Below are 24,740 nucleotides of genomic sequence, written 5' to 3'. Positions count from 1 at the left end.
GTGGCAGCCCGTCAGGGCTGACGGAGGGGGCTTCTCCCCTCCACCACCGACTGCGTCGGCGGTCCCCCTCCCCATCGCTTCGCGACAGGGAGGATTTTCAGGTCAATCCTCGTCCTTCCAGCCCCACCACATGAAGCAGGGCGGGACGTTGATCGGTTCGATCGCGTCGTCGATGCGCTTGAAGTGCGGGGCCATGTAGCTGCGCGCCTTGGGGCGGAACTGGTAGACCAGGAACGCGCCGCCCTTGCGGATCACGCGGTAGGTGGCCGAGGCGATGGCGGGCGCCACGCCCTTGGGCAGGGTCGAGAACGGCAGGCCCGACAGGACGTAGTCCGCCTTTTCGTGCCCGTGCGCGCGCACGATCTCCTCGACGTCCGCCGCCGAGCCGTTGACCGCGACGAAGCGGCTGTCGCTGATCGTGCGGCGCAGGTAGTCGATGAACATCGGGTTGGTGTCGATGACGATCAGCATGCCGTCGCGCGGCAGGCGGTCGAGCACCGGCTGGCAGAAAGTGCCGACGCCGGGGCCGTACTCGACGAACAGCTTCGTGTTCGCCCAGTCCACCTTCGACAGCATGCGGTTGATGGTGAAGCGCGAGGACGGGACGATCGAGCCGACCATCACGGGGTTGCGGATGAAACCTTCGAGGAACACGCCCCAAGGCCCCATGCCCTGCTTGATCTTCTGCCTGATCCGGTGGGCCAAAGGCTGTCGGGCAAGCTCGGTGCTGGTCATGCTGAGGAAGGCTCTCGCAATATTGTCATGTCACGGATTTGCCATGCGGTGGCAGATTGTCCCTGCCAATGCAAGGCGATGGCGCGTTGCCGGAACGCGCCGGATGGGGAAACCGGGTCAGAGAATCTGGTGAACCGTTTCCTGTGGGCGACAAAGCCGCACGCCCTTGTCGGTCTCGACCAGCGGGCGCTCGATCAGGATCGGGTCGGCGGCCATCGCGGCGAGGACGGCGGCGTCGTCCGCTTGCGGCAGGCCCCGCTCCTCGGCATCGGTGCCGCGGATGCGCAGGCCCTGCTGCGGGCTGATCCCGGCGTCGCGGTAGAGCTGCGCCAGCTTTTCAGCGCTCGGCGGGGTCTTGAGGTATTCGATCACCGTAACCTCGACGCCCGGCGTTTCCTCGAGGATCGCCAGCGTCTTGCGCGAGGTGCCGCACTTGGGGTTGTGCCAGATGGTGGCTCTCATGGGGTCTGTCCTTTCGTGTCCGGGACCATCGCCGGAATTCTGCCAGAGCCGCCGGGGACCGGCGCGGCGTCGATCTTCTCTTCGCGGCGGGCGACGGCGGCGGCGCGCTGGATGGCGCGCACGAGCCGGGGCTGGACGCCGCAGCGGCACAAGTTCGGGATCGCCGCCTTGACCTCGGCCTCGCTTGGGTTGGCGTTGCGGGCGAGGAGGGCGGCGGCGCTCATCACGATACCGGGCGTGCAGAACCCGCACTGAACCGCCTGCTCGGCCACCATCGCCTGCTGCACCGGATGCGAGCGGTCGCGCGACAGGCCCTCGACGGTGACGACGAAGCGGCCCTCGCACTCGGCCAGCGTGATGAGGCACGATCGCAGCGCGGCGCCATCGACCATGACGGTGCAGGCATGGCAATCGCCCACACCGCAGCCGTACTTGGTGCCGGTGAGGTTGGCCGCATCGCGCAGCGCCCACAGCAGCGGCGTGCGCGGGTCCATCTCGAACTGGACGGGGCGGTCGTTGACGGTGAAGCGGGTCATCTCAGGCGTATCCCGTGGCCAGCGCGCGCGCCCAGTCCTCGCGCCCGCCCTCGGCAGCGCGGCGGGCGGCGGCGGTCCAGTCGTAAGCGACGGCGCGCAGCTCCGCTTCCCAGCCATCCGGCCCGCGCTCGATCACGGCATAGCGCGCTTCGGGCGAACCCGATTCGATGACGTAGGGATGCGGTTGGTCGTCGGCGAAGGCGGGCAGGCCGACCGAACCGGGGTTCACCACCAGCCGCCCGTCATCGAGGCGCACCGCCCGCTGCTTGTGCGAGTGGCCGCAGAGCACCAGCGGGGCGTCGATCCCGCCCAGCCGCTCGGCGATCTCTTTTGGGGTGGCGGCGCGGCAGCCGGTGGGCTCGACCGTTTCCAGCAGGAATTCCAGATCGCCGCGCGGGGAGCCGTGGCAGGCGTAGAGGTCGCTCTCCAGCCACATGTCCACCGGCAGCGAGGCCAGCCATTCGCGGTGGCGCGGCTGCAGCACGGCATCGGTGGCGGCGTCGGAAAGGTTCATCTCGGCGCGCGATTGTTCGAGCAGCTGGCGCTCGTGGTTGCCCCGGATCGTCTCAAGCCCGAGTGCCATCAGCCGCTCCGCCGTGCCTACGCTGTCGAGCGGGCCGCTGAGGATGTCGCCGAGGTTCACCACCCGGCGCACCCCGCGCGCGGCCACGTCCGCCAGCACCGCGTCGAGCGCGCCGAGGTTGCCGTGAATGTCGGAGATCACCGCGATGGCCATGCCCTCGCGATGCCCCGCCTTGCCGATCAGCGCAACCCCAGTCAGTTCAGGCCCAGTCAGTTCAGGCCCAGCTTGAACCCCGCCCACAAGGTGCGCGGCTGGCCCAGATCCATCGAGCCGCCCGCATTGCGCGTCACGATCGTCTCGTCGGTCAGGTTCTCGGCGCGCAGGACCAGCGAGGCAAAGCGCGTGATCGGCACTTGCGCGTAAAGGTCCAGCGTCGTCGCGGCGGGCAGGGTGTCGACCTGAAGGTCGTCCTCGTACTGCGCACCGGTGCGGCGCAGGGTAGCAGCAAGGCGCCAGCCGTCGGCGGGTGCCCATGCCACCGTCCCGCTGGCCGCGAGCTTGGGCACCTGCGCCGGGCGCATGCCGTCGAGCGCGATCTGCGCGGCGGTCGCCTTCACCTTGGCGTCGGTCCACGACAGCGAGCCGGACAGATCGACCTTGCCCAGCTTGAGGTCGGCGCTTGCCTCGATCCCGCGCGCATGGATCGAATCGACGTTCTGCCGCTCGCGCACGGTGGAGGACAAAGTGACGTTGGCGATGGCGTCCTTGAGGTAGTTGTCGAAGGCCGTGATCGACAGGTTCAGCGCCTCGGAGGGGTGGAAGTCCACGCCCGCCTCGTAACCGCGCAGGCGTTCAGGCTTGAGGCCGGCATTGGCATTGGTGGTGATCGGGAACACCACGAAGGGCCGGTACAGCTCGTTCAGCGTCGGCAGGCGCAGCCCGGTATAGGCGGCGGCGCGCAGCGACACGGCGGTGCCGGCATTCCACACGATCCCGCCGCGCCCGTTGGCGTTCCAGCCGTCGCGGTCGGCGTAGCGGGTGTCCTGCGTCACCACGCCCGCGGGGTTCACCTGATGGTAGTAGCCGTCGGTGATGGTCCAGCGGTCGAGGCGGCCGCCAGCGGTCAGCACGAACTGGCCGATGGTCCAGTCGTCCTCGATATAGAAGCCGAGGTCGGACTGCCGCCCGCCCGCCTTGCGGAACGCGGTGGCGAGGCCGGTGACGGCGCTATAGGGCGCTTCCACGAGGTTCCCGCGCGAGAGCTTCACGTCGGTGCCGATGCGCAGCACGTGGTTTTCGCCCACCGGCGGGCGCAGTTCGGCCTTGCCGCCGACCGCCAGCGTCGGGGTCTTGGCCTGATCGAGCGTCTTCTTGTAGCTCGTCGAGCTGATGACGATGTTCGAGAAGTCCTGCGCCTGCACGAAGCCCAGCACGTCGAACTGCCAGTCGCCCCGGCCCACGAAACGCAGCGAGCCCTGCTGACCCGAGGACGTCGAATCCGCGCCCTTGAAGCGCAGCGTGCGCGCATCGTCATAGACGAGGCCCGATGCCTGAACCTCGATGTTGTCGGTCAGCGGCGCGACGGCGCGCAGCGAGCCCGACAGGCTTTCATACTTCGCGCGCGCGGTGGCGGCGACGCGCTGGTCCTTCGGCGTGGTCCAGAAGCCCTGGCCGCGATCCCACTGCACGCCCGCCACGACGAAGCCTTCGCCAAGGCGCGGCGCCACCGTGAGCGAGCCTTGCGTCTCGCCCCGGTTGTTGACCAGCGCCTCCGCGCTTACCGGGCCGAGTTCGTCAGGGCTCGCGCTTTCCATCTCGATCGTGCCGGAGACCGCGCCCGTGCCGAACGCGCCCATACCGCCGCCGCGCGTCACCCGCACGGAGCCGAGGCGGTCGGGGGTGAGGGCGCTCAGTGGAATATAGCCGAAGAACGGGTTCGCCACCGGCACGCCGTCCAGCAGCACTTGCGCGCGGCTCGATGCATTGCCGCCCAGTGCACGCAGGGTCACGCCCTGGTTCGAGGGGTTGGACGATCGGCTGTCGGAGCGGCGGAACTGCTGGAATCCGGCGACAGAGGCCAGCACATCCTCGATCCGGCCCGAGGCACTGGAAACCAGCTTGTCGCGGGCGATCGTCTGGACGTCGTAGGCGGGCGTCGCCGGACCTTCCGAAAGCCCGCGCCCGGTGACGACGATGGGCTCGCGCGGGGCGGCGTCATCGTCCTCGGCCAGCGCGGGATGCGCGAGCGCGACGAGGGGCAGGGCGAGCAGCGACCGGCCCACGGATGGCAAAATGCGACGTCGAATCGTTGTCATGTTCTTCCGGCTTTTAGGCATCGTTCTCCGCCCGGGTATGTCCAGCAACGCGCGGCGGCTGACAAGACGGACAAGAAGCAGGCGACCCAAGGGATAATCCCCCCCCGATTGGGGGAAGGAACGTCATTCCGCCTGGGCGATCTCTAGCCGCAGCGGGGTCAGGCCATCGATCGTGCCTTCCAGCACGTCGCCCACCGCCACTGGCCCGACGCCGGCCGGGGTGCCGGTATAGATCAGGTCGCCGGGCGCGAGGTGGTAGAGGCGCGAGAGGTCGGCGATCAGCTCGGGGATCGACCAGATCATGTCCGAGAGCACGCCGTCCTGCCTGACCGCGCCGCCCTGCGTCAGTGCGATGCGCTGGCCTTCAGGCGTGAACGCAGCGGCGGGCGTGATCGGCGCGATAACCGCGCCATTCTCGAAGTCCTTGCCGGTGTCCCAGGGATAACCCTTGGCCTTGGATGCGTTCTGCAGGTCGCGCCGGGTCATGTCGAGGCCGCAGGCATAGCCGTAGACCACCTCCATTGCCCCCTCGGGGGCGATCCGGAACGCGGGGGCGCCGATGGCGACGACCAGTTCCATCTCGTAGTGGCAGCTTTCGGTGCCCGGCGGATAGGGGATCGCCCCGCCGTCGAGGCACAGCGCTGCGGGCGCCTTGTTGAACCAGATCGGCGCCTCGCGGTCGACTGCGTTGCCCAGTTCCAGCGCGTGCGCGGCATAATTGCGCCCGACGCAGAAGATGCGGCGCACCGGATAGGCGGCCGCTTCGCCGACGACGGGCACGGTGGGGGCGACGGGAAGGTCGAAAAGCAGGGTCACGGGGCTGGGTTCTCCTTTGTGCCGGGGCATAGGCCGCTCCGTCGCATCGGGAAAGCGCTCTCTCGGATACGGGGGTTGTAGTCGGCGCAAGGGGGCATAGAGTGGGCGGGTGACGACGCAGCAGTATCTTGCAGGCCGCATCCTATTGGCAATGCCGGGGATGTTCGACCCGCGCTTCGAGCGCTCGGTCAACGTATTATGCGTGCATGACGAGGACGGCGCGCTCGGCGTCGGCATCGGCCATGTGCGTGAAGGCGTGCGTTTCCACGACGTGCTGGAGGAACTGGGCCTCGACCCGGGCGTCTCGCCCAACCGCGAGATCATGCACGGCGGCCCGGTTGAACCGGGGCGCGGCTTCATTCTGCACTCGACCGACTGGGGCGGCAGCGACACTATCGAGGTCGCGCCGCTTTGCGGGCTGTCCGCCTCGATGGACGTGCTGCGCGCGATCGCGGCGGGGCAGGGGCCGTCGCAGTGGATCATGGCGCTGGGCTACGCCGGATGGGGCGCGGGCCAACTGGAGGGCGAGATGCGGCACCACGGATGGTACGCCGCAGAGGGCCACCGCGAAGTCCTGTTCGAAACGCCGCCGGAGGGGCGCTGGTCCGCGACATGGCGGGCGGAAGGGATCGATCCCGCGCTGCTTTCGAACGAGACGGGGCGGGCTTAGGCCCCTTCGAGATCGCCCGGGCGGTCCACGTCGAAGTGGATCGCGGGCGAGGAGACCTCGACTCTCACCACGTCATCGCGGCTGCGCAGCAGGCGTCCCGCGCCCTCGTCTCCGGTGAGCGCGGCGATGGCGGGGAAGGCGGCGGGGGACAGCAGGACCGGATGGCCGGGCTTGCCCCCGTGGCAGGGCATCGCGGCATAGGCATCGCCGATCGCGGAGGCGAGTGTCGGTGCGACTTCTGCGGGAATGCGCGGCATGTCACCGAGGAAAACGAAGGCGGCCTTTGCCTCTCCGGCCGCCGCGATGCCGGCCTTCAGTGTCTCGGACAAGGCATCGCTCTCCAGCCGCAGTGTCTCCACCGCAGGCGTGCCGGGCCATTCGCCCGTATCGAGCCCGGGCCGCGCGACGACGATCACTCGCTCGACAGGTGCGGCGCGGGCGATGCGGATCGCGTGATGGAGCAGGGGCTCGCCATCGAGCCGGGCGGAGAGCTTGTCGCTGCCGAATCGGGTCGAGCGCCCGGCTGCGAGCACCAGTGCGACCGCGCTCAAGCCCGTTCCCGCGCCGGGTTCAGCGCCTGCATGATTTCGGCGATGATGCCGGTGGCGACTTCCCAGGGCGACTTGCCCAGCCCGGGGACGCCCGGCGAAAGCTGCAGCCGCGCCAGTTCCTCCGCGCTCGCGCCTGCCGCTTCCAGCGCGCCGAGGCGTTGGGCCGCGCGCGATTTCGCGCCGATCATGCCGACATAGCCCGCTCCGCCGCGCAGTGCGGCAAGGCAGCCGCCGAGGTCGTGGTGATCCTCATGCGTGGCGCCGAGGTAGGCAGTCCAGCGATCGACCTTCAGGTGGGCGAGGGCGTCTGCAGGCTCTTCGCGCAAGTAACGCGAGACGGGGAAGGGCGGCGGCGCATGCGGGCCGCCGGGGCGCAGCAGGATCGTCTCGAACTGCGCCATCGCCCCGAGCTTCGCGGCGGCGAGCGCGCCGGGATCGCCGCCCGAGACGATCAGGCGGCGCGGCGGATCGTATCGGCGGGCGATGCGGAACGGGTCTTCGTGAAGCGCGAGCAACGGGCCGTGGTCCTCGCGCGCCTCTTGCGTTTCGCCGTCGCTCGCCCAGAGGCAGGTGCGGCGCTCGGCGGCGTGGTCCAGCAGCGCGGCGGCGGCGGGCGAATCCGGCGCGATCCGTTCCAGCAACACGTGCAGCGCGCCGCCGCAGCGCAGGCGAAGGTCGATCCAGGGGCTGCCCATGCCGTAATGCAACCGCTTCGGCTTGCCGTCGGCAAGCACTTGCGCGGCGTGGTTGGCGACGTCGCCCTCGATGCAGTCGCCCGAGAAATAGCCGGTCGCCGCCACGTGCCCGCCGGCCCCTGCCGCGAACAGCATCTGCGCACCGGGACCGCGCGGGGCGCTGCCCGCGACCTTGTAGAGTGTCGCCAGCGCCACCGGACGGCCTGCCGCGAGGGCCGCGCGCAAAGCGGGGCGCACGTCGTCGATCCAGCCGAACTCGGGCCAGTCCGCGTCCTCGATCATGCCGCTGAGGGCAGGGTTAAGGACAGGGTCTTCGGTCAGCGTCATCACGCGCGCGCCGCCTGGCGCTCCACAGTGTCGCCGATCAGCGGGGCGATGACCAGACGGTGCAGGATCGTCGCCACTTCCTCGGGGCTGCGGGTGGAGGCAGGCTTGTCCCCGCCCTGCGCCAGCCACCACGCAAGGATGTCGATGGTCGCGCCGGTGCCGTGAATGGTCCCGAGGTCAGAGGGCAGCCAAGGGTGGTGCGACTGAGCGCTTTTCGCAAGGCCCAGCGCCTGGCGGATGAACTCCTCACGTACGATGCCCGCTGCACCGCCGGTCAGCAGTGCTGACCACAGCATCGCGTGCTCGTGGACATGGCGGCAGACTTCCAGCGTCGATTCGTAGCTGTTGGCGGCGTAGAGAATCGGAATCGTGCGGCCGAGCAGATCCTCGATCTCGTGCGCGGCGACGTCGGCCAGCAGCGCTTCCTTGGTCGGATAATGTCGGAAGAAAGTGGCGTACCCGGTCCCGGCGCGGGCGCTGATCTCGCGGATCGTCAGTTGGTCGAACGGCTTGATTTCAAGCAGCGCCAGCAACGCCGAGGTCAGCGCCTGCCGCGAGCGGACCTGTCGTGCATCGGTGGGAGCCTCGCGCTTGAGGCCGGTCAGGCTGGTGTCCATGATACGATGCGTATCATTGCGACGGAGGCGTGTCTAACCGCAGGCGCCGTGAGACAGTCGCAACGCGGCGTTGAGATTCATCCTTCGCCGATGCGATCCGCGAACAGCAGGCGACCGCCGGAAAGGTGCCAGAGCGCTTCGTTGAAATCGTTGTCGCTCATGGCGAAGCAGCCCTCGCTGCGACCGAGCTTGCCCCACTTGTCGATCATCGAGGAGCCGACGTACCAAGCCGGATGCATGACGATCGCGCGCGGCAGCGCCATCGAATTGTCGTTGTCCAGACCCATCAGACGGATCGAGGTGCCGTACTTGCCCTTGTACCACTCGGCGGTGAGGTAGGCACCGCGCGAGGTCGCTTCCGAGCCGGGAACGTTGGAAAAGCTCTGCAGCCAGCCGCTGTGTGCCGGGTCGGAACCGCGCCCGTGCGCGACGAGGAACGAGCGCATCGTCCCGTTTTCCAGATTGGCGAAGTGGAGGCGCGGTTTCCACGAAGGCTGCGCAAAATCGACGATTCCGACCACGTCGGCGCGCCACAGATGATTGCGCACGCGCCCGGCCTGCTTCGACGCGACGTCGAGTACACGGCGCTCGTAAAGCGATAGTCCAGTGGGCGATGCGGGAACCGATGTCAGGCTGCTTGGAAAGGCACCGGCGAGCGGCGCAAGAGCCTCACCGGGCGCGGTCGAATCGGGAAGGACACCTTCGGAGGCGAAAGCCCGCGCGGGCAAAGCCAGACCGATGCCGGCGACAAGCCCGCCCTTCAGTATTTTCCTTCGACTATGTGCGCGATCCATAGTGGCGGTAATACCACAATCGGTCCCGGTGATCCACCATCTCGTCGCGCGATCGGCGCTGGGCGGGAGCGTTCCGCCGCAAAAAACGTTTGACGGGGCCGCGACTTAGGCGCGACCCCACCACAAAAATCAGGCAACCACCTTGAGCGCCTTGCGCTGGTGCTGGGCGATCCAGTCCTCCAGAACCGGGGCGATTCGCGTCCGCCACTTGCTGCCGTTGAAGATGCCGTAGTGGCCCACCTCGGCGGCGAGGTAGTACTTCTTGCGCTTCTCGGGCAGGTGGCTGGCAAGGTGCAGCGCGGCGCGGGTCTGGCCGATGCCGGAGATGTCGTCCCTCTCGCCCTCGATCGCCAGCAGCGCCGTGTCGCGGATGCCGGACAGGTCGATCCGCTCGCCGCGATGGACGAACTCGCCCTTGGGCAGCGAGTGGTTCTGGAACACGTGTTCGATCGTCTGCAGGTAGAATTCCGAGGTCATGTCGCAGACCGCGCGATATTCGTCGTAGAACGCCTTGGTGGCATCGGCGCTGTCACCGTCGCCCGCGACCATGTGCTTGAACATGCCGTAGTGGCTCATCATGTGGCTGCCGAGGTTCATCGCCATGAACCCGGCAAGCTGCAGGAAGCCCGGATAGACGCGGCGGCCGCCGCCCGGATAGGTCGCCGGAACTGTGGCGATGACGTTCTGCTGGAACCACGAAAGCGGCTGCTGCATCGCCACGTCATTGACGCTGGTGGGCGCCTCGCGCGTGTCGATCGGGCCGCCCATCATGGTGAGAGTGGCGGGACGGCAGGGGTGCTCCTTGGCGCCCATGATCGCGGCGGCGGCGTAGGCCGGAACCGAGGGCTGGCACACCGCGAGGACGTGGGTGCCGGGGCCGATGTGTTCGAGGAAAGAAATGACGTAATCGATGTAGTCGTCGAGATCGAAGCGCCCGGCGCTCATCGGCACCAGCTTCGCGTCGGCCCAGTCGGTGATGTAGACTTCGGCGCTTTCCACCATGCGCGCGACGGTGCCGCGCAGCAGGGTGGCATAGTGGCCGCTCATCGGTGCGACGATCAGGAGCTTGGGCGCGTCCTTGCCGAGTCCGGGATGCTCGAATCGAAGCAGGTTGCCGAACGGCTTGTGGAGCACGATCGATTCGGTGACCGGCTGGATCTTGCCGTCGACGGTCACGGTCTCGATGTCGAAGGAGGGCTTTCCGCGGGGGGAAGCGGCGTGCGCGAAGACGTCCAGTGCGGAGGCCATGACCGGGCCGAGACCCGAATAACCGAATGGAAGCGAGGGGTTGGTCAGCAGTTCGGCGCCAACCGACGCCCATGCGGCAGCGCTGCTCATCATGGCGCGCTGCAACTCGTAGGCATTGTAGAGCAAGTCGATTCTCCTGGCCGTTTCGGGGGCGAACGCGGCCTGTGTGCGGGGGTCTTACCTCATGATTAGGGAACTAGAGGTTACCGTTGCAACGCGGCAATTCCGATTTCAGGCAGGTGATCTTCGCAAGAGAGACACGTTTCGCCGCGAATCGGGCAGTATGTCCATGGCTACAAGGAAGCCTTTTCCTCCGCTTCGCTAGGCTGTAAGGCGCGGCGCCATGGATGGGACGCAAGGCAATGCCCCGGGGCAAGAGACCATGATCGAAGAGCCGAAGCGGCCCCGCCGCAGTCTCGGCCCGCTGCGCATGGTCTGGCGCGAGATGCTCAAGTATCCGGGCCGGATGGCCACGGCGGGCGGGGCGCTGATCACGACGGCGACCTCGACGCTGGCGATCCCTTATGGATTCCGGCAGATCATCGACAAGGGCTTCGCGCAAGGCGCCGACCCGAACGCGATCCGCTCGTGGTTCCTGATGCTGATGGGCGTGGTCGTGGTGCTGGCCGTTGCCACCGCGATCCGGTTCTACTCGGTCTCGTGGCTGGGCGAGCGCGTCGTCGGCGACATTCGCCTGCGCGTGCAGCGCCACCTGCTGACCTTGGCGCCGAGCTTCTTCGAGGAGAACAGCCCCAAGGAAATCTCCTCGCGCATGACCGCCGACACCGCGATCATCGAGCAGATCGTGGGCACCACCGTCTCGGTCGCGCTGCGTAACGCGATCATGGCGCTGGGCGGGGTGATCTATCTCTTCGCGCTGGAGCCGGGGCTGACGGCGTGGCTGGTCATCGCCATTCCGGTGGTGATCCTGCCGATCGCCGCTTTCGGTCGCAAGCTGCGCGCCGTCTCGCGATCCAGCCAGGACCGCGTGGCAGACATCGGCGCGCTGACTGCCGAAGTGCTGGGCGCATTGAAGGTCGTGCAGGCGTTCAACCAGGAAGGCCGCGAGCAGGGCCGCTTCGCCGCCGCTGTGGAGCGCACGTTCGATACCGGCCGTCACCGCATCATGATCCGCGCGATCATGACCGCGGTGATCATGTTCCTGATCTTCGGATCGATCACCATGATCATGTGGCGCGGCGCGATCGGCGTGGCCGAGGGCTCCATCACCGGCGGCACCATCGCCGCCTTCGTGGTAACGGCGGGCATCGTCGCAGGCGCGTTCGGCTCGCTCACCGAGGTCTACGGCGATCTCGTGCGCGGCGCGGGTGCGGCCAGCCGCCTCGCTGAACTGCTGAGCGAACATCCGACGATCGCCCCTCCGGCGCGCGCTCTGGTGCTGCCGAGCCCGGCGCGCGGCAAGCTGGCGTTCGAGCGCGTGACCTTCCGCTACCCCTCGCGGCCCGAACTTCCGGCGCTGCACGACTTCAATCTGACCATCGAGCCGGGCGAGACCGTCGCTATCGTCGGCCCCTCGGGCGCGGGCAAGTCGACGCTGTTCCAGCTGGCCGAGCGGTTCTACGATCCGCAGGGCGGCGCCATCAAGATCGACGGCGTGCCGCTCGCCTCCGCCGACCCGGCCGAGATTCGCGCGCGCATCGCTCTGGTCCCGCAGGAAGGCGTGCTGTTCGCCGCCTCCGCGCGTGACAATCTGCGCTACGGCAATTGGCACGCCGATGACGAGGCGATCTGGCAGGCGGCCCGCGCGGCCAACGCCGAAGGTTTCCTGCGCGCGCTGCCGCAAGGCCTCGACACGTTCCTCGGCGAAGACGGTGCGCGCCTTTCGGGCGGCCAGCGCCAGCGCATCGCCATCGCCCGCGCGCTGCTGCGCGACGCGCCGATCCTGCTGCTCGACGAAGCCACCAGCGCGCTCGACGCCGAGAGCGAGCGGCTGGTGCAGGACGCGGTCGAGACGCTGATGGCGCAGCGCACCACGCTGGTCATCGCTCACCGCCTCGCCACCGTGCGCAAGGCGGACCGTATCGTCGTGATGGATGGCGGCCGTATCGTCGAGCAGGGCACGCATGAAAGCCTGAGCGGGCAGGGCGGCCTCTATGCGCGGCTGGCCTCGCTACAGTTCGACGCTGTCGTCTCGGGGCAGCCGATCGCGCCGCTGGGCTGAGGCGCCCCTTTCGTCATTGCGAGCGCAGCGAAGCAATCCAGGGCAGCACTACGCCGCCCTGGATTGCTTCGCTGCGCTCGCAATGACGACGTGAGGGGAGCGTCCTCCCTGCCAGACAACGCGCGATTTACCTCCATCACTGCTGCTTTTTCACTGGCGTTGCGCGCGCGTGTAACTAAGTTACGCGCCATCGCCGGTCGTCCTGATCCGGCCGAAATATCCTGTCGCCCCCGTCCGAAAGGTCACGACATGCTTCGTTATGCCGGCAAGGCGCTCCTTGCGAGCGCCGCGCTTTCCGTTCTCGCCTTCTCCGCTCCCGTCTTCGCGCAGGACGCTGCGCCCGCAGCCAAGCCTGCGCTCGCGCCCTCGGCCGACTGGGGCAAGTTCGGCGTCCAGACCCAGTGGATCGACACTGGGGCCAAGCCGGGCGACGACTTCGACGCCTACGTCAACGGCGTGTGGAACAAGACGGCGGTGCTTCCCGCCGACCGCACCCGCTGGGGCTCGTTCATCGAACTGAGCGACCTTTCGGAAAACCGCGTCCATGGCATCCTCGACGATCTGCTTGCCGCCAACCCGGCGCCCGGCAGCGACGCGGCGCGTATCGCGGCGGCCTACAAGGCGTTCATGGACGTCGATGCAATCAACAAGGCGGGCCTCGCCCCGGCGCAGCCCTACCTCGCCGCGATCAAGGCGGCGAAGACCCCCACCGACATCGCCACGCTGTTCGGCAAGCCCGGCTATGCCTCGCCGATCGGCCTCTATGTCGGCGCCGACGACAAACAGAGCGACATCTACGCGCTCAATGCCAATATCTCCGGCATGGGCCTGCCCGACCGCGACTACTACCTGAAGACCGACGCACGCTCGATCGAACTGCGCGACAAGTACAAGGCCTACCTGACGTTCGTGCTCGGCAAGGCGGGCTACGCCGATGCCCCGGCCGCCGCCGCTTCGGTGCTGGCGTTGGAAACGCAGCTCGCCAAGGCCGACTGGGACCGTGCCGCCGCCCGCAACCCGGACCTCACCTACAACAAGGTGCCGCTCGCCGAATTCGAAGCAATGGGCTCGCCCGGCGTCGTCAAGGCGTTCCTGTCGGCCGTGGGCGCGGATAAGGCCAGCTACGTGCTGATCGGCGAGATGCCGCCGACGGCCGAGGAGTTCAAGGCCGCCGGGATCGACCCGACCAAGGCGGGCGACCAGTTCGGCCCCGGCATGCCGGCCGTCGTCAAGCTGATCGAGACCACCCCGATCGCCACCTGGCAGGCCTACCTCGCCGCGCACTTCCTGCGCGACAACGCCTCGGTCCTGCCCGGCGACATCGATACCGCCACCTTCGATTTCTACGGCAAGACCCTGAGCGGCCAGCCCGAGCAGCGCCCCCGCTGGAAGCGCGGCATCGCGGCGGTCGAGGGCATGGCGGGCGAACTCGTCGGCAAGCTCTACGCGGCGAAGTACTTCCCGCCCGCGCAGAAGGCGGCGATGGCCGACCTCGTCGCCAACTTGCGCAAGGCGATGGCCGCCAACCTCAAGGATCTCAAGTGGATGAGCCCGGTCACGCGGGTAAAGGCCGAGGAGAAGCTCGACGCCTTCACCCCCAAGATCGGCCAGCCGGACGTGTTCAAGACCTATGAGGGCCTGACCTTCTCGCCCACCGACCCGTTGGGCAACACCATGGCGGCGGGCAAGTGGCAGACCGCCTTCGACATGAACCGCATCGGCGGTCCGGTCGATCGCACTGAATGGGGCATGCTGCCGGAGACGGTGAACGCCTACTACAACCCAGCGATGAACGAGATCGTGTTCCCGGCGGCGATCCTGCAGCCGCCGTTCTTCAACCTCTCGGCCGACCCGGCGGTCAACTACGGCGGCATCGGCGCGGTCATCGGCCACGAGATGAGCCACGGCTTCGACGACCAGGGCGCCAAGTACGACGGCACCGGCAACTTGCGCGACTGGTGGACGCCGCAGGATCTCGCCGCGTTCCAGAAGCTGCAGGCGGCGCTGGCGGCGCAGTACGATGCCTTCTGCCCGTTCGACGACGGCAAGGATGGCAAGGCCTGCGTCAACGGCAAGCTGACGATGGGCGAGAACATCGGCGATCTCGGCGGCCTCAGTCTCGCCTACCGCGCCTACAAGCTCTCGCTGAACGGCAAGGAAGCGCCGGTGATCGACGGCGTCTCCGGCGACCAGCGCTTCTTCATGGGCTGGGCGCAGGTCTGGCGTTCGAAGGTGCGCGAGGCGCAGGCGCGCCAGTTCCTCGTCACCGACCCGCACTCGCCGCCGCAGTACCGGGTCAACGGCATCGTGCGCAACTTCGACGAATGGTACAAGGCGTTCGGCGTGAAGCCGGGCGACAAGCTGTACCTCGCGCCCAAGGACCGCGTGCGGATCTGGTAAGGCGGAAGAAGGCCGACCCCTCCCGCAAGCGGGAGGGGAGCAGGTGAAGTACGCCCTCCCGCTTGCGGGAGGGCAGGGAGGCTTGAGAGCGAAGCGAACTAGCCGGACGGGGTGGGCACCGCCGCGCAGCGCCACCCCAACCCGTCTTCCACCTCACATTTCTGCAATGCAGCACGTCCCCGGTTGACTTGCCCGCCCGGTGCGGCATGACCTCCAGCTTATGGACCTGACCCTAACCGCGATCCTCCTCGGCATTGTCGAGGGCCTCACCGAGTTCCTGCCCGTCTCCTCGACTGGCCATCTCATCCTTGCCACCCGCCTGTTCGGCTATGATTCGAGCCAGTGGGCGACCTTCAACATCGTCATCCAGCTGGGCGCGATCCTGGCCGTGATCGTGCAGTTCTGGCGCACGTTCTGGGCCGTGGGCATGGGGCTGCTCAAGCTCAACCCCACCTCGATCCGCTTCGTGCGCAACGTGCTGCTGGCCTTCATCCCTTCGGCGGTGCTGGGCCTGCTGTTCAACAATTATATCGAGGGCCTGTTGGGCGAGCCCGCGGTGGTCGCCTGGGCGCTCATCATCGGTGGCATCGCGATCCTCGGCATCGAGAAGGTCGCCAAGCCCGGCCCGCTTACCGGCGTTTCGGAACTGCCCGCAGTCAAGTGCATCGGCGTCGGTTTCGCGCAGTGCCTCGCCATGGTGCCGGGCGTCAGCCGCTCGGGCGCGACGATCATGGGCGCGCTGTCGATGGGGATCGAGCGCCGGACGGCGGCCGAGTTCAGCTTCTTCCTCGCCGTGCCCACCATGGTCGGTGCCACGACTCTGGAACTTCTCAAGCACCACAAGGAACTGATGGCGGGCGCGGGGCCAGTGGGCTGGAACGAGATCGCGGTCGGCTTCGTCGTCTCGTTCATCGTCGCGCTGGTGGTGATCAAGGCGTTCATGGCCTTCGTCAGCAAATCCGGCTTCGCACCCTTCGCGTGGTATCGTATCGTCGCCGGCGCACTGGCGCTGTTCCTGCTGTCGAGGATCTGAAGACATGAGCAAAGAGGAGAAACTCGGCCGCAAGGATTACGAGAAGCTCCTCGAGCCGATGGAGGAGGAACTCGTCGGCATGGCGCGCTGGGCGCAGAAGAAGGGCGCGCGCATCGTCATCCTGTTCGAAGGGCGCGATACGGCGGGCAAGGGCGGCGCGATCAAGGCCGTCTCCGGCCAGCTCAACCCCCGCCAGTGCCGCACCGTGGCGCTGGCCGCGCCGAGCGAGCGCGAGCAGGGCCAGTGGTACTTCCAGCGCTACGTCGATCACCTGCCGGCCAAGGGCGAGATCGTCCTGTTCGACCGCTCGTGGTACAACCGCGCCGGGGTCGAGAAGGTGATGGGCTATGCCACCGAGGACGAGGTCGATGCGTTCCTGCGCCACGCGCCCACCTTCGAGAAGATGCTGATCGACGACGATATCCTGCTGTTCAAATACTGGCTCTCCTGCGATCAGGACAAGCAGGAGGAGCGCCTGCACGAGCGGCTGGACGACCCGCTCAAGCGCTGGAAGCTGTCGCCGGTCGATATCGCCGCGCGCGACAAGTACGGCGAATATACCAAGGCGCGCGAGGCGATGCTCAAGGCCACGCATACCGATCATGCGCCGTGGACGCTGGTGGACTTCAACGACCAGCGGCTCGGCCGTCTGATCCTGATTCGCGATCTGCTGGCGCGGCTGCCCGATACGAAAGTGGAAGCGCCCGAACTCGACCTGCCGCCGCTCGATGCCGAACCGAAGCGCGAGAAATTCGGCGTCCTGGAGCCGATAAAGCCGTTTCCGCTCTCCTGAGCATCACGCGAATCGGTGCCGCGCCCTTGACTTTGCGAGGCCAATCCAGCAAGGGGCGCAACCTTGAAGGGCGGCGCCTCGGTGTCGCCCCTTTATAGTTTTTCGTAACGCCGGCCTGCCAGGGCGGCTGCAACTTAGAAAGTACAGGATACCGCCATGGCGAAGCCCGCAACCGTCAAGATCCGTCTTGTCTCGACCGCCGACACCGGCTTTTTCTACGTGACCAAGAAGAATCCGCGGAACACGACCGAGAAGTTCAGCTTCAAGAAGTACGATCCCGTCGTGCGCAAGCACGTCGAGTTCAAGGAAGCCAAGATCAAGTAAGGTTCACGGTCGGTTCAAGGCTGTGGACCCAACGGGAAAGCCATGAACCACGTGACAAAAACCTTTCGATCCTGTGTGAGCGCGGCCGCTTTGGCCGCGCTTTCCGTGTCCGCCGCTCTCGTCCCCGCGCAGGCTGTCGCAGCCGCGCCCGATGACGCGAAACAAGTCGAGCAGGCCGTCGCGGCCTTGCGCGGCATCGGCACGATGAAGGCGGACTTCGTCCAGACCGACCGCTCGGGCCAGACCGTCAGCGGCGTGCTGACGATGAAGAGCCCCGGCAAGATCCGCTTTCAGTACCAGCCGAGCGCCAAGATGCTGATCGTTGGCGACGGCAGGGCGCTGAACTTCATCGACTACGAAGTGCGTCAGGTGCAGCGCTGGCCGATCAAGAACAGCCCGCTCGGCGCGCTGCTCGATCCCAGCCGCGACGTCGCGAAGTTCGGCAAGCTGATCCAGACCGGCAATCCGGGCGTCGTCAGCATCGAGGTGCGCGATCGCTCGCACCCCGAGTACGGCGTGATCACCCTGATCTTCACGCGCAAGGCGTCGGCCCCGGGCGGGCTGGAACTGACCTACTGGGTCTCGCTCGATTCGCAGAACAAGCGCACCACCATCAGCCTGTCCAATCAGCGCTATGGCGTCCCGGTGACCGACAACGACTTCCGCTGGAACGACCCGCGCCCGCGCAATCGTCGTTAAGAGCGTCTGGAAAATGCCTGCAGGGCATTTTCCACTGCGGCACCGGCCCACGCCCCCACCCGGCCTCCCATCAAGTATACTTCCGTGGGAGGCCGGGTAGGGGCGTGGGCCGGTGCCGCAAAATCCGCTTTCGGCGGATTTCAAACCCAACCCCTGATCGTCGATGACGGAAGGCGTTTTATCGCCGAATGTGCGGCTCTAGCGACAAACGGCGACAGTTTTCTTAACTTCGTTCACTTGGCAGTCAGGAGCCACGCCCCATATAGGTCTTGTCGGAACGGTTGTGAGGCGGGTTTCCCCCCTGTTGCCCGCGCCTCCTGAGTGACCGCTCTGATACTAGCGTGACGAACGCTTACAGGAACCCTCGAGCCTCTGCCCCCGGCTCGAGGGTTTTCTGTTTTCTTGGGTCAGGATTGGCCCATGCCGGGCTGCGAACGGCACCGTTCTCGCTCCGGCCTGAGCCAATCCTGACCCAAGAAAAGCACACGCATCCTCCCCGGAACGGGGAGGGGGACCATCCGCAGGATGGTGGAGGGGCACCCTCGGTTTATGCGAGGTCGGGGACTGGCAATTCCCGCAGGCGATGCCTAAAGCCACGCGCATGAAGATCGCCACCTGGAACATCAACTCCGTCCGCCTGCGCATCGACCAGGTCGAACGTTTCCTCACCGAGCAGGCCCCCGACGTGCTGTGCCTGCAGGAGATCAAGGTGGCGGAGCCCCTGTTCCCCCACGAGATGTTCGAGCGCCTCGGCTACACCCACCGCGCCATCCACGGCCAGAAGGGCTATCACGGCGTCGCGACGGTCTCGAAAGTGCCGTTCCGCGACTTCTCGAAGCACGACTGGCAGGACAACGGCGAGGCCCGCCACATCGGCGTCGAACTGCTCGGCCCCGGGCAGGGCATGGTGCTGGAGAACGTCTACATCCCGGCAGGCGGCGACATCGCCGACCGGGAGGTGAATCCCAAGTTCGGCCAGAAGCTCGACTTCCTCGAACGCATGTCCCGCTGGGCCGACAAGATCGACCGTCCGACCCTGATCGTCGGCGACTTCAACATCGCCCCGCTCGAATCGGACGTCTACGATCACAAGGCGCTGCTCAAGGTCGTCAGCCACACACCCATCGAGGTCGAGACGCTGAAGCGCCTGCAGGACGCGGCGGGCTTCGATGATCTCGGCCGCCGCTTCATCCCGGCGCCGGAACGCAACTATTCCTGGTGGTCCTACCGCAGCTACTGGCGCCAGAAGGACCAGGGCCGCCGCCTCGATCACATGTGGGCCTCGCCCGACCTCGCCCCGCAGGCGCGCGGGCACCACTTCGTCGAGGAAACGCGCCGCTGGGACCAGCCGAGCGACCACATCCCGCTCGTCACCGAGTTCGAACTCTGAGCGAGGAGGTCGCCTCGACGCGCCGCGTGGCGCTGGCGCTCGACGCGCTGCGCCATGGCTGGCCGGTGCGGGTGGCCGGCGCGGTGCTGCTTCCCGCCGAGACGGCCTTCGCGCCCGGCGTCACCGCCCCGCGCATGCTGATTTCGGCCGCCCGCGCGGCGACGCTGAAGCTCGCCAACCAGCGCGAGGCCGCCGTGCCCGAAGCGCCGGTCCTGATTCGCGCCGCCGAGCCCTTCGACCTCGACACCGGGCGCGCGGTGGCCGATCCTGCGCTCGACCTCGCCTACCCGATGAAAGGTCCCTTCGCGGCCGAGCATATCGAGGATGGCAATGCGGCGCACACCGCGATGGAACTGGCGCGGCTTGCCGGTATCCTGCCCGCCTTCCTCGTCGCGCCGAATCAGGATGGCGAGGCGCAGGACGTTTCCAGTGCCGACCTCGCCGCGTGGAAAGACACCGCGCACCTCGCGATAGCCTCGCGAGCGAAGCTGCCCGTCGAGGCGGCGGAGAATGCCGAGATCGTCGCCTTCCGCGCGCTCGACGACTTGCGTGAGCACGTCGCGCTCGTCATCGGCACGCAGGACGGCGACCGGCCGCCGCTGGTGCGCCTCCATTCCGAATGCCTGACCGGCGACATTCTCGGCAGCCTCAAGTGCGACTGCGGGCCGCAACTGAACGCGGCGCTGCGGGCAATGTCGGCGGAGGCCGGAGAGGGGGGCTGGGGCGTGCTGCTGTACTTGCGGCAGGAGGGGCGCGGCATCGGCCTCGTCAACAAGCTGCGTGCCTATGCGCTGCAGGATGCGGGCTACGACACGGTGGACGCCAACAACCGTCTCGGTCTGCCGACCGAGGCGCGCGATTTCCCGGTGGCGGCGCGGATGCTGGACCTGCTGGGGGTGCGGGCGATCCGGCTGATGACCAACAACCCGGCCAAGGTCGCGGCGCTGAAAGGCGTCGGTGTCGAGGTAGTCGAGCGGGTGCCGCACCAGTTGCCGCCCAACCCGCACAACGCGCGCTATCTCGAAACCAAGCGCGACCGGACGGGGCATATTCTCTGACCCTTCGACAAGCTCAGGGTGAGCGAGTTTGCGCTATACTCCCAGTCCCGCTCAGGCTGAGCTTGTCGAAGCCCCATCGGCAAAGCGCCGCGTTCACGATTGGCGTCCGGCCTCAAGCACCCTATCTACGGTCCGATGCCTGAACTTCCTGAAGTCGAAACCACCGTGCGCGGCCTCGAGCGCTTCCTCGACGGTGAGCGAATCGCGCGCGTCACGCTCAACCGTGCGGACCTGCGCCGTCCGTTCCCGCCCGATCTGGTGCAGGTACTGACCGGCGCGCGGGTTACCGGTATGGGGCGGCGGGCCAAGTACGGGCTGATCCATACCGACCGCGAACAGACCATGGTGTTCCACCTCGGCATGTCTGGTCGCTGGCGGATCGAGCCGGAGACGCCTGACAAGCACGACCACCTCGTGCTGGAGACGGGCTCCGGTCACGTATTGGCGCTCAACGATGCGCGGCGCTTCGGTTCGGTCGATCTGGCTCCGACCGCGACGCTCGACGCCTGGGGCGCGTTCGCTTCGCTCGGGCCGGAGCCGCTGGGCGAGGGCCTGACTCCGGCGCATCTGCGCGCGGCCTTCGCGGGGCGAATCGCGCCGATCAAGCAGATGCTGCTCGACCAGACCATCGTGGCGGGGCTCGGCAACATCTACGTGTGCGAGGCGCTGTTCCGTGCCGGGATACGGCCGGACAAGGAGGCGGGGCGCGTCAGCCTGCCCGCGCTGGCCCGGCTGGTGCCCGCGATCAAGCAGGTGCTGGGCGAATCGATCGCGGCGGGCGGCTCGACCATCAAGGACTACGCGCAGCCGAACGGCGAACTCGGCTACTTCGCGGCGTCGTGGCAGGTCTATGGGCGTGAGGGCGATCCTTGCGGTTGCGGCGCGCCGGTCCTGCGCTTCGTGCAGGGCGGGCGGAGCACCTTCTGGTGCCGGCGCTGCCAGCGGTAGCGCCGCACCGGAATGTACTATGGCCGCGCGGCGTCTGAGCGTGGCCGCTTGCGGCCACGAACGCCAGAAACAGGCGGTTTCGCGCCGCCGCCTCGGCTTGACGGAACCCCGCCCGAACTGTAAGGGGCGCGCTTTCCGGCGAGTCCGTTCGCCGAATAGATTCGTTAGGCAATTGGGGCCGCTCACCGTGTTGGCCGCCCAGACAGAGGAATATCGATGGCCAATACGCCGCAAGCTCGCAAGCGCATCCGTCGCAACGATCGCCGTGCAGAGATCAACACCAACCGCGTGAGCCGCATCCGCACCTTCCTGAAGAAGGTCGAAGGCGCCCTGGCCGGTGGCGACAAGGACGCGGCTGTTGCCGCCCTCAAGGAAGCGCAGCCCGAGCTGGCTCGCGGCGTTGCACGCGGCGTGCTCCACAAGAACACCGCAGCGCGCAAGATGTCGCGTCTGACGAAGCGCGTCGCCGCTCTCTGATTCGAGCCACCCTCTCCGATTCGAGAGGGTGATTCGCCGACTGGGATAGGTTGCTAGCTACCTGTCTCAGGACGAAACAAGAACGGAGCCGGGGTCGCCTGACCTCGGCTCCGTTCTCGTTTTTGCGGCATCGCAACATGGGGCAAAGCAAAGCCCCGGAAACACTGCGATTCGGAGTGCTGCAATGCGCAACGCGCTGATTTTTAAGCGTATTACAGTTTGGCTACGGATTTTAGGCACTCCCACGTGAGTCAACCTTCATAATTTTTTTTATTTGGGGATCGCCGTCTTGCCTGCGCTGCAAACCGGTTCCTAAAAGGGTCCCCGGCCGTTGCGGAACGGGCCGGGGATACAGCGATTCACAGTGGAACAACCGCCGCGGACAAGCGTTCGCGGTGAGGGGAAGTTTTTACTTTGGATGCGCTGGTCGCTCTGTTTCGCGTCACCGGCGGGATCACGCCAACACACGCGAACAAGGGGGTTCGAAACGATGTCGAATACATCAGCAGGACACCCCTCGGTGAATCCCCCAGTGACCGCGATGGTCGAAGGTACGAACTTGAATAGGAAGTCGAAGGCGGTGCGAGTGGCGATGGAAGAGGATCAGGAAGCCGTAAACCTGGCGGCGGACTGGGCGGACATCAGCCAGGGCCTGCGCAAGGATCTTGGGCATCAGGCTCACAGCCAGTGGATCAAGCCGATCCAGCCGGGCAACTGGTGCAAGGAAACCGGTACGCTCGATCTGTATCTGCCGACGGAGTTCTCGGCGAACTGGGTCAACGACCGCTTTGCCGATCGTCTGTCGCTGGCATGGAAGATCGCGCGGCCCGACGTGCGTCACGTGCGCATCCTCGTGCATCCCGGCCGTCGCCAGCTGCCCGAACTGCGTCTGGGTGGCGGTGGTGGCCGTCCCGCCAGCGCACCGGCCAACGATTCGGCCGCCGGCGTCGCGGACCCGCTGTCGGTTGCGCTTGCAGGCGAATCGTTCGCCTCGCTCGGCCAGGGTCCTGCAGGCATCGACGCTTCGCAGACCTTCACCAGCTTCGTCACCGGCACCTCCAACGTGCTGGCCTGCAACGCCGCGCAGCGCATGGCCGCTACCGAGCAGCCGCAGTTCTCGCCGCTCTACCTCAAGGCCGCTACGGGTCAGGGCAAGACGCACCTTCTGCACGCGATCGGTCACGCCTATCTTGCAGCGCACCCCCATGCGCGAATCTTCTACTGCTCGGCCGAGCGTTTCATGGTCGAGTTCGTGCAGGCGCTGCGCCAGAACCAGATGATCGAATTCAAGTCGCGCCTGCGCGGCTTCGACCTGCTGCTGGTCGACGACATCCAGTTCATCATCGGCAAGGCATCGGCGCAGGAAGAACTGCTCTACACGATCGATGCGCTGCTGCAGGAAGGCAAGCGTCTGGTCTTCGCCGCCGACCGTGCGCCCCAGGCGCTCGACGGCGTCGAGCCGCGCCTGCTCTCGCGCCTGTCGATGGGCCTCGTTGCCGACATCCAGCCCGCCGACATCGAACTGCGCCGCTCGATCCTCGAGAATCGCCTCGGCCGCTTCGCCTCGGTCGAAGTGCCTGCCGACGTCATCGAGTTCCTGGCGCGGACCATCAATCGCAACGTGCGTGAACTGGTCGGCGGCCTCAACAAGCTGATCGCCTATGCGCAGCTGACCGGGCAGGCGGTTTCGCTCCAGCTCGCCGAAGAGCAGCTGACCGACATCCTCTCGGCCAACCGCCGCCGGATCACCATCGACGAGATCCAGCGCACGGTCTGCCAGTTCTACCGCATCGACCGCACCGAGATGAGCAGCAAGCGCCGCGCGCGCGCCGTCGTGCGCCCGCGTCAGGTGGCGATGTACCTCGCCAAGGTGCTGACGCCGCGTTCCTATCCGGAGATCGGCCGCAAGTTCGGTGGCCGCGATCACTCGACGGTGATCCATGCGGTGCGCCTGATCGAGGAATTGCGCACGCGCGATGCCGACATGGACGGCGACGTACGCTCGCTGCTGCGCCAGCTCGAAAGCTGAGGCTTGTCCCGGCGCCATGCCGGGATATGAACGCCTTTGCACGGACTTGTCCGCGCATTTGTCCACAGGGGCCGAGGACGTGTTCCTCGGCCTTTTCGTTTGGGCGCCGTCAAAGGTTAACCGCCCGTTTCATCACGTAATTTAACGTTTGCATAAGATTCGGCTCCGTAAGCGGGAGGCGGCGCAATCGCGTTTCATTCTCAGCTTCAGCAGAAGAGGCATTCCCCCCATGCGCTTCTACCAGGCCACGACTTTCCTGTTCCCCCGCAGTTATGAGCGGCGGCTTCTTTTCGTATGCTTCGGCGCCGTTCACGTGCCTCTGATCGCCTGCATCGTGCTGCAGGCGACGACCGGGCATTGGCAACTCGATACCCTGCTCACGCTCCTCGTCGCCACGTTGGTGGGCACGGGCCTGGGGCTTGCGGCAATTCATGCGCTGCTCGCCCCGATCGCGCAGGCGACGACGATGCTCCAGTCGATCCAGATGGGCGAGCGGATCCCGCTGATCCCGCAAGGCGCGGACGATCTCGTTGGCCGCCTGCTGACCGGGGTGACCACGGCTGCGCATGAAAACGCGGCGCGCATCGAGCGCCTTGTCGATGCGGCCGAGCGTGATCCGCTGACCGGCATCCGCAACCGCCGCGGGTTCCTTGATTCGGCCAAGCAGATACTGCGCGGGCGCTCCAATGCAGTGCTGGCGCTGATCGACATCGATCATTTCAAGCGCATCAACGACGAGTGCGGCCACGATGTCGGCGACCTCGTGCTCAAGGCGCTGGCCCGCCGCATCGAGGACCACGTGCGCCGCAGCGATGTCGCCGCGCGCTGGGGCGGCGAGGAATTCGCCGTGCTCCTGCCCGACACCACGCTCGACGAGGCGCGCCTCGTCATGGAGAGGCTGCGGGCGACGGTCGCGCTCGATACCAATCTGGGCGTCGAGGATCGCGCCGTGACGTTCTCCTGCGGGCTGGCGTCGGTGCGGGACTTCGCGCTGCTGGAAGATGCCACGAAGCATGCGGACGCGGCGCTCTATGCGGCCAAGCACGGCGGGCGCAACCGCGTCCACGTGCTCAGGCCCTGACCCTTTTGCCGCCGGCGCAATCTGCTTCACCGTCCTG

At 67.0% G+C, this 24,740-nt stretch carries 24 protein-coding genes; 13 read left to right on the top strand and 11 right to left on the bottom strand.

Going from position 1 to position 24,740, the window contains the following annotated elements:
* Positions 1-102 precede the first annotated feature (102 nt).
* From BES08_RS10300 to BES08_RS10275, 6 genes are all read right to left on the bottom strand, one after another.
* On the bottom strand, positions 103-735 hold the full coding sequence (locus BES08_RS10300; protein WP_008832590.1) for a class I SAM-dependent methyltransferase: 633 nt from the start codon (positions 733-735) through the stop codon (positions 103-105).
* 117 nt (positions 736-852) lie between these two features.
* Complete coding sequence (gene arsC / locus BES08_RS10295) at positions 853-1,197, bottom strand: arsenate reductase (glutaredoxin) (protein WP_008832591.1); 345 nt, start codon at positions 1,195-1,197, stop codon at positions 853-855.
* Positions 1,194-1,733: a (2Fe-2S)-binding protein gene (locus BES08_RS10290; RefSeq protein WP_008832592.1), complete on the bottom strand. Its 540-nt coding sequence runs from the start codon at positions 1,731-1,733 to the stop codon at positions 1,194-1,196. Before BES08_RS10290 ends, arsC begins: the two co-directional genes overlap by 4 nt.
* A gap of 1 nt (position 1,734) precedes the next feature.
* Positions 1,735-2,469, bottom strand: coding sequence for a metallophosphoesterase family protein (locus BES08_RS10285; RefSeq protein WP_008832593.1), 735 nt, complete (start codon positions 2,467-2,469; stop codon positions 1,735-1,737).
* Between the two features lie 56 nt (positions 2,470-2,525).
* Positions 2,526-4,571, bottom strand: a complete 2,046-nt coding sequence (locus BES08_RS10280) for a TonB-dependent receptor (RefSeq protein WP_037521355.1) — start codon at positions 4,569-4,571, stop codon at positions 2,526-2,528.
* A 123-nt stretch (positions 4,572-4,694) separates the two neighbouring features.
* Positions 4,695-5,387, bottom strand: a complete 693-nt coding sequence (locus tag BES08_RS10275) for a fumarylacetoacetate hydrolase family protein (protein ID WP_008832595.1) — start codon at positions 5,385-5,387, stop codon at positions 4,695-4,697.
* 160 nt (positions 5,388-5,547) lie between these two features.
* Here BES08_RS10275 and BES08_RS10270 point away from each other — a divergent pair, with 160 nt between their 5' ends.
* The gene (locus tag BES08_RS10270) at positions 5,548-6,057 is read left to right on the top strand and encodes a YqgE/AlgH family protein (protein WP_008832596.1); all 510 of its coding nucleotides are present in this window, start codon (positions 5,548-5,550) and stop codon (positions 6,055-6,057) included.
* Here the strand turns inward: BES08_RS10270 and BES08_RS10265 are convergent.
* From BES08_RS10265 to BES08_RS10245, 5 genes are all read right to left on the bottom strand, one after another.
* Positions 6,054-6,608 carry a nucleotidyltransferase family protein gene (locus tag BES08_RS10265; protein ID WP_008832597.1) on the bottom strand — a complete coding sequence of 185 codons (555 nt, stop codon included), beginning with the start codon at positions 6,606-6,608 and terminating at the stop codon, positions 6,054-6,056. The two genes, BES08_RS10270 and BES08_RS10265, sit on opposite strands and share 4 nt — an antisense overlap.
* Positions 6,605-7,630: an XdhC family protein gene (locus tag BES08_RS10260; protein ID WP_008832598.1), complete on the bottom strand. Its 1,026-nt coding sequence runs from the start codon at positions 7,628-7,630 to the stop codon at positions 6,605-6,607. Before BES08_RS10260 ends, BES08_RS10265 begins: the two co-directional genes overlap by 4 nt.
* Positions 7,630-8,247, bottom strand: coding sequence for a TetR/AcrR family transcriptional regulator (locus tag BES08_RS10255; protein ID WP_008832599.1), 618 nt, complete (start codon positions 8,245-8,247; stop codon positions 7,630-7,632). Before BES08_RS10255 ends, BES08_RS10260 begins: the two co-directional genes overlap by 1 nt.
* A 77-nt stretch (positions 8,248-8,324) precedes the next feature.
* Positions 8,325-9,041, bottom strand: a complete 717-nt coding sequence (locus BES08_RS10250) for a murein L,D-transpeptidase catalytic domain-containing protein (RefSeq protein WP_036526369.1) — start codon at positions 9,039-9,041, stop codon at positions 8,325-8,327.
* Between the two features lie 129 nt (positions 9,042-9,170).
* Positions 9,171-10,415: a polyhydroxyalkanoate depolymerase gene (locus BES08_RS10245; RefSeq protein ID WP_036526367.1), complete on the bottom strand. Its 1,245-nt coding sequence runs from the start codon at positions 10,413-10,415 to the stop codon at positions 9,171-9,173.
* 256 nt (positions 10,416-10,671) lie between these two features.
* Here BES08_RS10245 and BES08_RS10240 point away from each other — a divergent pair, with 256 nt between their 5' ends.
* The 12 genes from BES08_RS10240 to BES08_RS10185 all read left to right on the top strand — a co-directional run bounded on the left by BES08_RS10240 (position 10,672) and on the right by BES08_RS10185 (position 24,703).
* Positions 10,672-12,471, top strand: coding sequence for an ABC transporter transmembrane domain-containing protein (locus BES08_RS10240; RefSeq protein ID WP_069709215.1), 1,800 nt, complete (start codon positions 10,672-10,674; stop codon positions 12,469-12,471).
* A gap of 249 nt (positions 12,472-12,720) precedes the next feature.
* Positions 12,721-14,871 carry a M13 family metallopeptidase gene (locus tag BES08_RS10235; RefSeq protein ID WP_069708217.1) on the top strand — a complete coding sequence of 717 codons (2,151 nt, stop codon included), beginning with the start codon at positions 12,721-12,723 and terminating at the stop codon, positions 14,869-14,871.
* A 220-nt stretch (positions 14,872-15,091) separates the two neighbouring features.
* Positions 15,092-15,904, top strand: a complete 813-nt coding sequence (locus tag BES08_RS10230) for an undecaprenyl-diphosphate phosphatase (RefSeq protein ID WP_008831597.1) — start codon at positions 15,092-15,094, stop codon at positions 15,902-15,904.
* 4 nt (positions 15,905-15,908) lie between these two features.
* The gene (ppk2, locus tag BES08_RS10225; RefSeq protein WP_069708216.1) at positions 15,909-16,697 is read left to right on the top strand and encodes a polyphosphate kinase 2; all 789 of its coding nucleotides are present in this window, start codon (positions 15,909-15,911) and stop codon (positions 16,695-16,697) included.
* 156 nt (positions 16,698-16,853) lie between these two features.
* Complete coding sequence (gene rpmG / locus BES08_RS10220) at positions 16,854-17,021, top strand: 50S ribosomal protein L33 (RefSeq protein WP_008831595.1); 168 nt, start codon at positions 16,854-16,856, stop codon at positions 17,019-17,021.
* Between the two features lie 42 nt (positions 17,022-17,063).
* Positions 17,064-17,720: a LolA family protein gene (locus BES08_RS10215; RefSeq protein ID WP_037520569.1), complete on the top strand. Its 657-nt coding sequence runs from the start codon at positions 17,064-17,066 to the stop codon at positions 17,718-17,720.
* 601 nt (positions 17,721-18,321) lie between these two features.
* Positions 18,322-19,110 (top strand): exodeoxyribonuclease III, encoded by a 789-nt coding sequence (gene xth / locus BES08_RS10210; RefSeq protein ID WP_008829120.1) that lies wholly within the window; start codon positions 18,322-18,324, stop codon positions 19,108-19,110.
* Positions 19,107-20,168 carry a GTP cyclohydrolase II gene (gene ribA / locus BES08_RS10205; protein WP_037518491.1) on the top strand — a complete coding sequence of 354 codons (1,062 nt, stop codon included), beginning with the start codon at positions 19,107-19,109 and terminating at the stop codon, positions 20,166-20,168. Before xth ends, ribA begins: the two co-directional genes overlap by 4 nt.
* Positions 20,169-20,303: 135 nt before the next feature.
* Positions 20,304-21,116, top strand: a complete 813-nt coding sequence (mutM, locus tag BES08_RS10200) for a bifunctional DNA-formamidopyrimidine glycosylase/DNA-(apurinic or apyrimidinic site) lyase (RefSeq protein ID WP_008829122.1) — start codon at positions 20,304-20,306, stop codon at positions 21,114-21,116.
* Positions 21,117-21,332: 216 nt separating this feature from the next.
* Positions 21,333-21,593, top strand: coding sequence for a 30S ribosomal protein S20 (rpsT, locus tag BES08_RS10195; RefSeq protein ID WP_008829123.1), 261 nt, complete (start codon positions 21,333-21,335; stop codon positions 21,591-21,593).
* A 592-nt stretch (positions 21,594-22,185) separates the two neighbouring features.
* The gene (dnaA, locus tag BES08_RS10190; RefSeq protein ID WP_008829124.1) at positions 22,186-23,622 is read left to right on the top strand and encodes a chromosomal replication initiator protein DnaA; all 1,437 of its coding nucleotides are present in this window, start codon (positions 22,186-22,188) and stop codon (positions 23,620-23,622) included.
* Between the two features lie 229 nt (positions 23,623-23,851).
* Positions 23,852-24,703, top strand: coding sequence for a GGDEF domain-containing protein (locus tag BES08_RS10185; RefSeq protein WP_008829125.1), 852 nt, complete (start codon positions 23,852-23,854; stop codon positions 24,701-24,703).
* Positions 24,704-24,740 lie beyond the last annotated feature (37 nt).

Origin of the sequence: Novosphingobium resinovorum, assembly GCF_001742225.1 — a bacterium.
GTDB classification, from domain to species: domain Bacteria; phylum Pseudomonadota; class Alphaproteobacteria; order Sphingomonadales; family Sphingomonadaceae; genus Novosphingobium; species Novosphingobium resinovorum_A.
Note: the sequence above shows the minus strand (reverse complement) of the source record. Positions and strands in the feature narration are given on the sequence as shown.

Bases quoted from the DNA above. Each gene is read 5' to 3' on its own strand.
- BES08_RS10300 (WP_008832590.1), bottom strand. From the start codon at position 735: ATGACCAGCACCGAGCTTGCCCGACAGCCTTTGGCCCACCGGATCAGG.
- arsC (WP_008832591.1), bottom strand. From the start codon at position 1,197: ATGAGAGCCACCATCTGGCACAACCCCAAGTGCGGCACCTCGCGCAAG.
- BES08_RS10290 (WP_008832592.1), bottom strand. From the start codon at position 1,733: ATGACCCGCTTCACCGTCAACGACCGCCCCGTCCAGTTCGAGATGGAC.
- BES08_RS10285 (WP_008832593.1), bottom strand. From the start codon at position 2,469: ATGGCCATCGCGGTGATCTCCGACATTCACGGCAACCTCGGCGCGCTC.
- BES08_RS10280 (WP_037521355.1), bottom strand. From the start codon at position 4,571: ATGACAACGATTCGACGTCGCATTTTGCCATCCGTGGGCCGGTCGCTG.
- BES08_RS10270 (WP_008832596.1), top strand. From the start codon at position 5,548: ATGTTCGACCCGCGCTTCGAGCGCTCGGTCAACGTATTATGCGTGCAT.
- BES08_RS10260 (WP_008832598.1), bottom strand. From the start codon at position 7,630: ATGACGCTGACCGAAGACCCTGTCCTTAACCCTGCCCTCAGCGGCATG.
- BES08_RS10255 (WP_008832599.1), bottom strand. From the start codon at position 8,247: ATGGACACCAGCCTGACCGGCCTCAAGCGCGAGGCTCCCACCGATGCA.
- BES08_RS10250 (WP_036526369.1), bottom strand. From the start codon at position 9,041: ATGGATCGCGCACATAGTCGAAGGAAAATACTGAAGGGCGGGCTTGTC.
- BES08_RS10240 (WP_069709215.1), top strand. From the start codon at position 10,672: ATGATCGAAGAGCCGAAGCGGCCCCGCCGCAGTCTCGGCCCGCTGCGC.
- BES08_RS10235 (WP_069708217.1), top strand. From the start codon at position 12,721: ATGCTTCGTTATGCCGGCAAGGCGCTCCTTGCGAGCGCCGCGCTTTCC.
- BES08_RS10230 (WP_008831597.1), top strand. From the start codon at position 15,092: ATGGACCTGACCCTAACCGCGATCCTCCTCGGCATTGTCGAGGGCCTC.
- ppk2 (WP_069708216.1), top strand. From the start codon at position 15,909: ATGAGCAAAGAGGAGAAACTCGGCCGCAAGGATTACGAGAAGCTCCTC.
- rpmG (WP_008831595.1), top strand. From the start codon at position 16,854: ATGGCGAAGCCCGCAACCGTCAAGATCCGTCTTGTCTCGACCGCCGAC.
- BES08_RS10215 (WP_037520569.1), top strand. From the start codon at position 17,064: ATGAACCACGTGACAAAAACCTTTCGATCCTGTGTGAGCGCGGCCGCT.
- xth (WP_008829120.1), top strand. From the start codon at position 18,322: ATGAAGATCGCCACCTGGAACATCAACTCCGTCCGCCTGCGCATCGAC.
- mutM (WP_008829122.1), top strand. From the start codon at position 20,304: ATGCCTGAACTTCCTGAAGTCGAAACCACCGTGCGCGGCCTCGAGCGC.
- rpsT (WP_008829123.1), top strand. From the start codon at position 21,333: ATGGCCAATACGCCGCAAGCTCGCAAGCGCATCCGTCGCAACGATCGC.
- dnaA (WP_008829124.1), top strand. From the start codon at position 22,186: ATGGAAGAGGATCAGGAAGCCGTAAACCTGGCGGCGGACTGGGCGGAC.
- BES08_RS10185 (WP_008829125.1), top strand. From the start codon at position 23,852: ATGCGCTTCTACCAGGCCACGACTTTCCTGTTCCCCCGCAGTTATGAG.